This window comes from Cupriavidus sp. 05T313, assembly GCF_056396665.1.
Window position 1 is genome coordinate 1 of the sequence record NZ_JBFTLX010000335.1, and the last position, 6,199, is coordinate 6,199.

6 protein-coding genes and 1 pseudogene are annotated in these 6,199 nt (G+C 62.6%); 3 read left to right on the plus strand and 4 right to left on the minus strand.

Annotated elements, in window-relative coordinates:
* Positions 1-233, minus strand: a 233-nt coding sequence (locus AC1DKD_RS37870; protein ID WP_477144467.1) for a helix-turn-helix domain-containing protein, incomplete at its 3' end; no start/stop codon positions are given.
* Between the two features lie 104 nt (positions 234-337).
* Between AC1DKD_RS37870 and AC1DKD_RS37875 the strand changes: the two genes are divergently transcribed.
* The 3 genes and pseudogenes from AC1DKD_RS37875 to AC1DKD_RS37885 all read left to right on the plus strand — a co-directional run bounded on the left by AC1DKD_RS37875 (position 338) and on the right by AC1DKD_RS37885 (position 4,335).
* Positions 338-2,497 carry an acyl-CoA dehydrogenase gene (locus AC1DKD_RS37875; RefSeq protein WP_441637430.1) on the plus strand — a complete coding sequence of 720 codons (2,160 nt, stop codon included), beginning with the start codon at positions 338-340 and terminating at the stop codon, positions 2,495-2,497.
* Positions 2,498-2,901: 404 nt separating this feature from the next.
* Positions 2,902-3,055, plus strand: a pseudogene (locus AC1DKD_RS37880) (SulP family inorganic anion transporter); the annotation flags it as partial.
* An 830-nt stretch (positions 3,056-3,885) separates the two neighbouring features.
* Positions 3,886-4,335 carry a PA2169 family four-helix-bundle protein gene (locus tag AC1DKD_RS37885; RefSeq protein ID WP_441637432.1) on the plus strand — a complete coding sequence of 150 codons (450 nt, stop codon included), beginning with the start codon at positions 3,886-3,888 and terminating at the stop codon, positions 4,333-4,335.
* A 498-nt stretch (positions 4,336-4,833) separates the two neighbouring features.
* Here the strand turns inward: AC1DKD_RS37885 and AC1DKD_RS37890 are convergent, their stop codons facing one another.
* The 3 genes from AC1DKD_RS37890 to AC1DKD_RS37900 form a co-directional block, all read right to left on the minus strand.
* The gene (locus AC1DKD_RS37890) at positions 4,834-4,986 is read right to left on the minus strand and encodes a hypothetical protein (RefSeq protein ID WP_441637433.1); all 153 of its coding nucleotides are present in this window, start codon (positions 4,984-4,986) and stop codon (positions 4,834-4,836) included.
* 96 nt (positions 4,987-5,082) lie between these two features.
* Entirely contained in the window at positions 5,083-5,439 is a 357-nt protein-coding gene (locus AC1DKD_RS37895; protein ID WP_441637435.1) for a response regulator, read from the minus strand.
* Complete coding sequence (locus AC1DKD_RS37900; RefSeq protein ID WP_441637437.1) at positions 5,439-6,185, minus strand: ATP-binding protein; 747 nt, start codon at positions 6,183-6,185, stop codon at positions 5,439-5,441. Before AC1DKD_RS37900 ends, AC1DKD_RS37895 begins: the two co-directional genes overlap by 1 nt.
* Between the last annotated feature and the right edge of the window lie 14 nt (positions 6,186-6,199).

A 6,199-nucleotide genomic window follows, 5' to 3' on the forward strand; every position in this document is an offset into this window, starting at 1 on the left:
AGGCAGGCACGACACAACTGCTCGCGCTGGGCATCGTCGAGCAACGACGGCCGTCCACGGGCCATGGTGCGCAGCGCGTCGATGCCGCCTTCGTCCAGTCGCGCCTTCCACGTGTACACCGTCTGCCGAGCCACGCCCACCGCAGCCGCAACCGCCGCGACCGGCTTGTTCGCTAACAGCATCCGTCCAGCGCGAACCCGCTTTCTGGTCGCTTCGTCCATCTTCCCAGCCATGCAATCGACTCCCGATCAACGCCTTGGTCAGATAACGCGTCAGACTCAAATCGGTTGTCATGATTTATACAAGTCTCAATAATACTGGAACCTGGCGGAGCTAGATGCTGTCATCCCTGCTCGGAAGGCTCTTGATGCCTGCGTTCACCAATGCCCTGCCGAAGATCGGCGAGACGGAACGCGCTGCACTGGAGTCCGGTACGGTCGGTTTTGAAGGCTGCTTGTTCGAAGGCAAGGCTGATTTCGCGAGGCTTGCAGCGATTCCGGCCGAGCAGTTGACAGAGGAGGAGCAGGCCTTTCTGGAACAGCGCGTAACAGAATTGTGCGGAATGCTCGACGATTTCGCGATTGACGAGGCGCACGATCTGCCGGCTGAAGTCTGGCGCTATCTGCGCAAACATCGATTTTTCGGCATGATCATTCCGCGCGCCTACGGCGGGCTCGAATTCAGCCATGCCGCTCACGCCGCAGTTGTGACGCGCATCGCCAGCGTCAACACCGCTGCGGCAGTTACTGTGATGGTGCCGAACTCGCTCGGCCCGTCCGAACTGCTGGTGCGCTACGGTACCGAGGCACAGAAGAACCACTACCTGCCGCGCCTGGCGCGTTGCGAGGATCTGCCGTGCTTTGCACTCACTTCTCCGTATGCCGGCTCGGACGCCGCCGCAATTCCAGATATCGGGGTGTTGACGCAGCGCGAATGGAACGGCGCCATGACCGAGGGCTTTGCGCTGACCTTTTCCAAGCGCTACATCACGCTGGCGCCGGTAGCAACGGTTGTAGGCCTTGCCTTCAACGCCATCGACCCCACCCGGCCCGCCGGCATGCGGCAATTGGGCATTACCTGCGCGCTGATCCCGGTGCCGCATCCGGGCCTGCATATTGGAGCACGCCATAGGCCAATGAACAGTGCGTTCATGAATGGCCCGGTGCAAGGGGAGGATGTGTTCATTCCGCTTGACTGGGTCATCGGCGGCAGTAACAACATTGGCAGGGGCTGGCGCATGTTGATGGAATGCCTGGCCAACGGCCGGGCCATATCGCTGCCTGCGATCGGCGCGGCGCTGCAGCAAACTTCGCTGTATGTCGCCAACGGCTATGCTCGGCTGCGCAATCAGTTCGGCCTGCCGATTCAGCGCTTCCCCAGCATCGCCGCGCCGTTGGCGGAAATGGCTATTGAGCTGTATGCCACCGATTCCGCGCGGCGCCTAACGACCAGCATACTCGATCAAGGCGAACAGCCCAGCGTCGCCAGCGCCATCCTGAAATACCATCTGACGGAAGCGGGCCGCCGCGCGATCAACCATGGCATGGACATTCTCGGCGGCAAAGCGATCTGCGCCGGCCCATCCAATCTGCTGTCGACCGCCTACCGCCATGCGCCTATCGCCATCACTGTCGAAGGGGCCAACATCCTCACGCACGCGCTGATCATCTTCGGTCAGGGCGCCGTGCGCTGCCATCCCTATGTACTGAAGGAAATCCGGGCAGTCGAACAACGCAACCCCGTTGCGCTTGGCGACGCGGTGCTTGGGCATGGCGGCCACCTGTTGCACAGTTTCTTGGGCAGTCTTGTCCACGCGCCACTCCTGGGTAACGTGCCACCGGAATTCGAGCGCGAGGCGCGCAGGATTGCCCGGCTCGCCGCGAAATTCGCCTTCACCACCGACATTTGCATGGGGGTCCTCGGAGGCAAGCTGAAGCGGCTGGAACTGCTGTCGTCGCGGCTGGGCGATGCACTCTCTCATCTTTACATGGCATGTGCCTGCTTGTGGCATTACGCCAAGCATCCTGATGGCGAATTGACGCCTATCGTGCGTGGCGCCATCCGGCATCAGATCTGGCTCGCTAGCGAAGCCTTGCATGGGCTTTATGACAACGTATCCAATCCAGTGCTGAGGGTAGCCGGCAAGATCGCGCTGCAGGGATTGAGGCCAATCCACCGCCCGCGCGATTCGGAAAATCTTGCGATCGCTGATGCTCTCGGCGATCCGCGGGTCATCCACCGGCTGTGCCCGGATATCGAAACGCCAAGGGCTGGGGGCTTGCGCGATCTGCATGAGTTGCTGTCGCTGGCGCAGGAACTCGGCGAGACGGAGAGCCAGCGTCTGGCCGGCGCCATTCGTCAGCTCAAAACGCTGGAAAATATCGCCGCCACTTCCTCGGCTCCAAAGGCACTCGCCTTCCTGCGCGCGCTTGACAAGGTCATCCAGGTGGATAGCTTCCCCCCGGACAGTGCGGCTCGACCGCCTCACGCCTCATAGCTGCTGCATCGAGAGCGGCAATGACAACGGCCATTGGGGTATTCGGTAGATATAGATGGCCCGTGTTTGCAACCACTTTCCAGGGTGCGCGCGCGTCAATCGATTGTATGGCTCAAGTCACATCCGGAGTTGTATTCCCCGCCATCGATACCGAATCGCACCACGAATGATGGGCAGGAAACGCCGGTGGCGTAAGGAGGCAGCTGCGGACACGCGGATTCGCCCCAAGTCGGATCGGATCGGGCCAATACGCAGCTTGCCTGTAAGCCTCTTCGTTTTGTCAGGCGCTAGAATGTGGACCGGCGCCTCCGAAGAAAGCAGGGATATTAGCTGACTCCCCAATCGTTCCACACTGGCTGCCTCGGGGTTGGAAGGTCACCCGCTGCGCGTGGTCCCAGCTTTCGATGTTGGGCCACTATGAAAGAGCCTGGCAGGCGAAAGGATCTGTTCGCCGGGCTCGCGCTTACCGCGGTCATGATTCCCGCCGGCATGGAGTACGCTGAGGCAGCGCATTTGCCCGCCATAGCCGGGCTCTACGCCAGCATCGCGGCTCTCGTCCCAGTCATCGGCTCGCTGCCGCAAGGGCTAGCGGTGCCGCGCGAGCCCGTTGTGTCGCTCGCTGAGCTGCGCGCCCTGCTGCCTCTTCCAGCAGGGGCCTGCCCACGCGTGCCCAGCCGCAACGAGTTTTCGTCCTCGCCAATCGGCATGCCCTGGTGGGTGGTCAGCGCGTGGTCTTCAATTGAGACCACATTGCCGACCGTGTCGGAGCCCAACACCTTGGGCTGGGGAGATGGCCGTTCTTTCACGGCACGGTCGTAAGCGGCCTTCGCGCCGGTAGCCGCGCGGCTTGTGATATGCGTCACGTCGCTAGTCGGGGCGACCGTGAGTCTATCCGGCGCAGTACCGCTGCTAGCGGACGTGGGTTTCCTTTCTCCGCCCGATTTTCTTGCTGGGCCGCCTGGCGGCCGAGGCCTTGTTGAAAGTAGGCCTCTTTGGCATGGCGAATCCTGGAAAGAGGCTCGACAGAAAAAAACAGGGAGGCCTCATCCAAAGCAGATAGCGTGCCGGCACCGCAGCGGCATCCGCAAGATGCCATGACAGGCGGCCTGTCGCGCGCACTTTCGTCTTTGCGCGTCCGCAGTTTTGGTGCCATCATTTTCCTCGCACGACACGCGCGTTTTACATGGAGATGTAATTTGTAGGCAGGCGCCGACAAGCATTCGCGTAATCTCCCTACAGCGTGCGAACGCGCGCATTTGTACTGTTGATGGGGCAGTGTGGCGCGCACAGGAGTGCCGGGTAACCGGGTCCGATTTGCCGACATGTCGTCTTCACGGCGCCATTCTGTTCTGAATCTCTAAATCGTCCCTCTCTGCTAGGAGCTGACAATGGCTGACAAGAATATTTCCGTACTAAACGACTTGATCGAAGTTTCGCGTGACGGCCAGCAAGGCTTTCTCAAGGCAGCCGAAGACGCACAGAATCCCGAACTGAAGTCACTGTTTTCCAGCCGCGCTACCGAGATTGCCACGGCGGTGTCGGAGCTCCAGGCGCAGGTGGCAGCGCTCGGCGGCAAGCCGGAGGAGCACGGCAGCGTGACCGGCGCGCTGCATCGCGGCTGGGTCAGCCTGCGCACCGCAGTGGCTGATCGCAGCGACCTTGCCATCCTGGAGGAAACCGAGAAGGGTGAAGACGTGGCCAAGAAAAAATACGCCGATGCGCTGCAGGAGCCGGAACTGAGCTTCGACATTCGCGCGATGGTAGAGCGCCAGTACCAGGGGGTGCTGCGCAACCACGACCAGATCCGCGACCTGCGCAACCGTTATCGCGCGGCTTGAGGCCTGACGCCGCGCCTGACGAGGTAAGCGCGGCATGGCAATCTGCATCTACGGGGCAGCCTAGGGCACGGTTGGCTTCCTGTCTCGGCATTTTGACGGAACAGGTGGTCCAGAGAATTACCTCTAGTGGGTAGCCGCGTTTCTGAGAGGACACACGGCTACCCACTAGTAGCGTGATGACGAGATGGCGGCTTTCAGGAAGCGTCCGACGACAAGAAGCAGGAAGGTGTCGTCGCGCGGCGTGCTGATTTCCGCGTCAGTATGCGCGTCATAGCTTCGCTTGCAGGCTTGGCCGGCGATGTGGGCAGCGTCAGCATTTCCGGCCAGAACTCCCGCGCACTGGTCAGACTGGGACCTCAAGTGCGGCAGCGAGCACCCGCCGGCCGGCGCCAAGCCCACCGCGCACCGGAAGGGCAAGACGGATTCGCATTGAGCAGCCGCTCGCCTTGGCCACGACAATCGAGCGTTTCCTGCGGCAGGCATGACGCCATGCCTGCTTTACGCGCGCTGGGGCGCAGGCGGGGGCAGGTCGCCGGGAGGCGGGTCGTTGACCGGTGGCGGCGGGTCCGGGTCGGGCACCTTGGGCGGAGGAATCTCCGGCGCGGGCGGCAACTGGTCGGGCTCAGGCGTGATATGGAACTGAATCGGCATGTTTCTCTCCGGGGTCAGGACCGCGGCCGGTCTGGTGTGGGCCCGGGCCGCGGTCGATAGGCAAAGGCGGAGCAAGCGGCTGGCTCAAGCTCAGGCTCAGGCGGCTTCCCCCAGTTCGTCCAGGATGCGCGATAGCGCGTCCTGGTCGACCGGCTTGACCAAATGGTGATCGAAGCCGGCCTGCGTTGTACGCTCCCGGTCCGCCAGCTGGCTATAGCCAGTCAGCGCCACCAAGCTTACGTGCTGCAATGCCGGGATGGCTCGCAGGCGCCGGGCGATCTCGAAGCCGTCCATAGCCGGCATGCCGAGGTCCAGCAGGATGATGTCGGGCCGGGTCTTGACCGCGCGCACGATGGCGGCGGGGCCATCGATGGTGGTCACCACTGTGTGTCCCATGGCTTCAACTGTAAAGGCCATGGCCTCCAGCGTGTCGATATTATCGTCCACCGCCATCACCGTGCGCGGCGTGCCCGTCGGGTACCCGAGTTTGCCGATCTGTGGCTGTTCTGCGAGCGCTGGGCGGGCAGTTCCACCACGAAGGTGCAGCCCATGCCAGGGCCGGCGCTTTCGGCGTGGACGTTGCCGCCATGCAGCCTGACGAGCCTTTGTACCAACGAGAGCCCGATACCCACGCCTTCCTGTCCGGCGGCGGCGGGTGGCTTCTTGCCGTGACGCGCCGTGGCCGGGGGTAGACCGGTCGCCGCAGCTTCCAAGGGAGGAGGGCGGCCATGCGTATCAGTTTGTAACTCGTAGGGCAGGACGAGGGAGGCGTGCCAGCCACTGTCAACAAATTTGCCGCTCCGATCGCACGTTGAACGATGGTATCCGTCCATCGCCGGAGCAGAAAACCACCGCATTGCCGCTTGGTCAGCCCCCGCTTTAGCGCGGTCTCCCTGGAGCGCGCCAGAAGAGCGAGCGCGCCGCCGACGATCTGCGCACGGAACTGGCGCAGGCGCGCAGCGAAGCCCGCGACGCGGCGGTGACGCATGCCGCGACACCTGGGATGCGCAGGACTCGTGTTCGCTGCGCAGTGGCGATGAATAAAGGCTAGCTAAGAAGGCTGCCGACTGCTGTAAAAATATGTGGTTCTTCAGACTTTCGTGTGGGTAGGTAGTACGCTTTCGCGCATGGCTTGGTAAGGAGGTGTGCGATGGACAGCGTGGAACTGTACCGGCAGCTGCTTGGCGTGACTGCGCCATGGACGGTGGAGCGT